Genomic DNA, 2,057 nt, shown 5'->3' with positions numbered 1-2,057 from the left:
CTACCTGCCGCTGCTGCGCAACGTGTGCGGGCTGCCGACGGCGGCGATGGACGAGCCCACGCCCGGGGACGTGGCGCGGGTCGTCGGTCAGATCCACGAACGGGGCCGTACCGCCGTGCTCGCGGCGCCCGAGTCAGCCCCGCTCATGGAGCTGACCGGCGGCGCGGTCACACCCGTACGACCCTTCCACGTGGTCGCCGACATGGACCCCAGTACCCTCATGGAACCGCCCACCGGCCACTGGACCTTCCGAGGAAGCGTCTGGGTGGCCGTCATCCCGGCCACAGACTGATCGACCCGGCCCCAACCACACCGCTGAGACGGACGCATGAGCCACACACCCGACCACATCCAGGACCCGAACACGGACGAGGCGCCCGTACGGGTCACCGTCGTGCTCCCGTGCTACAACGAGCAGGACCACGTCCTCGACGAGGTCAAGCGGATCTGCTCGGCCATGGACGCCTCCGGGTACGGATACGAACTGCTGGCCGTGGACGACGCCTCCACCGACGACACCCTCGCCCGGCTGCGCGACGCCGAGGCTCTCCACCCACGGCTGCGCGTGATCGCCTTCGGCCACAACGGCGGGTCCGGGACGGTGCGCCGGATCGGCAGTCAGCGGGCGCGCGGCGAGTTCGTGGTGTGGACCGACGCGGACATGAGCTACCCCAACGAACGGATCCCCGAGTTGGTCGCGATGCTCGACCAGGATCCCGAGATCGACCAGGTGGTGGGCGCGCGCACCCAGGAGATGGGCTCGCACAAGGCCCTGCGCGTCCCGGCCAAGTGGGTCATCCGCAAGATCGCCGAGGGCCTCACGGGCACCCGCATCCCCGACCTCAACTCCGGTCNCCCCCCGCCCCTACCTGCGGCTGCTGCCGCCCGGGTTCTCCTGCGTCACGACGATCACCCTGGCCTTCCTGTCCAACCAGCACCCCATCCGGTACGTGCCCGTCGAGTACGCCACGCGGGCGGGCACGTCGAAGTTCCACTTCGTCAAGGACGCCTACCGCTACATCCTCCAGGTGCTGCGGATGGTCATGTACTTCAACCCGCTCAAGGTGCTCATGCCGCTCGCGCTGACGCTGCTCGGGGTCGGTGCCGCCAAGTTCGTGTTCGACCAGGTGCGGGACCTCTTCTACATCGCCAACAACACGGTCATGATCCTCATGACGGGGTTGATCCTCGCGGCGATCGGGCTCCTGGCCGACCTCATCGTCCGCTCACGGGAGGGCGCGTGAGCGCCGAACCGGCCCGGGTCGCCCTCGTGGGGCCCGCCCACCCCTACAAGGGCGGCGGCGCTCGGCACACCACCGAACTGGCGCACCGGCTGCGCGCGCTCGGCCACCCGACGGCGGTCGAGTCGTGGCGGGCGCAGTACCCGGCGGCGCTCTACCCGGGACGGCAGACCATCACCGACCCGGAGGGCGAGCCCTACCCCGACACCCGTCACGACCTGGCCTGGTACCGGCCGGACGGCTGGTGGCGGACCGGACGCCGCCTGGCGGGTACGGCCGACCTCGTGGTGCTGACCCTGTTCTCCCCGGTGCAGGTCCCCGCCTACCTGGGGGTCCTCGCGGGCGTGCGCTCCCGGCGCGCGGACACGCGGGTGGTGGCGCTGTGCCACAACGTGCTGCCGCACGAGCGCCGGGCCGTGGACGTGTCCCTGACCCGCGCCCTGCTGCGCCGCGTCGACGCCGTCGTCACCCACTCACCCGACCAGGCCCTCCTCGCCGAGGGACTGCGGGGAGCGGGAAGGTCCCGGCCCGTGGTGGCGCAAATGCCCCCGCACCTGCCGGAGACGGGCGGCCCGCGCCCGGCCGCGCCGGGGGAGCGGCGGCACCTGCTGTTCCTGGGCATCGTCCGCCCCTACAAGGGCGTGGACGTGCTCCTGAGGGCGCTCGCGGCGGGGGCTCCCGAGGACGTCGCGCTCACGGTGGCGGGCGAGTTCTGGGGCGGTTCCGGCGAGCTGGCGGAGCTGGCCGCGGAGCTGGGGGTCGCCGACCGGGTCCGGTTCCGTGAGGGGTACGTGCCCGCCGCGGACCTGCCGGGGC

Annotated in this window: 1 protein-coding gene and 2 pseudogenes; all 3 read left to right on the top strand. The window is 72.3% G+C overall.

Features of this window, described 5'->3' with window-relative positions:
• Positions 1–292 (top strand): annotated as a pseudogene (locus D471_RS0100770) (hypothetical protein); the annotation flags it as partial.
• A 36-nt stretch (positions 293–328) separates the two neighbouring features.
• Positions 329–1,244: pseudogene (locus tag D471_RS32455) on the top strand (glycosyltransferase family 2 protein).
• On the top strand, positions 1,241–2,057 hold an 817-nt coding region (locus D471_RS0100745), incomplete at its 3' end, for a glycosyltransferase (RefSeq protein ID WP_017596856.1). The pseudogene D471_RS32455 and the gene D471_RS0100745, both read left to right, overlap by 4 nt.

Source organism: Nocardiopsis lucentensis DSM 44048 (assembly GCF_000341125.1).
GTDB classification, from domain to species: Bacteria; Actinomycetota; Actinomycetes; order Streptosporangiales; family Streptosporangiaceae; genus Nocardiopsis; species Nocardiopsis lucentensis.
Note: the sequence above shows the minus strand (reverse complement) of the source record. Positions and strands in the feature narration are given on the sequence as shown.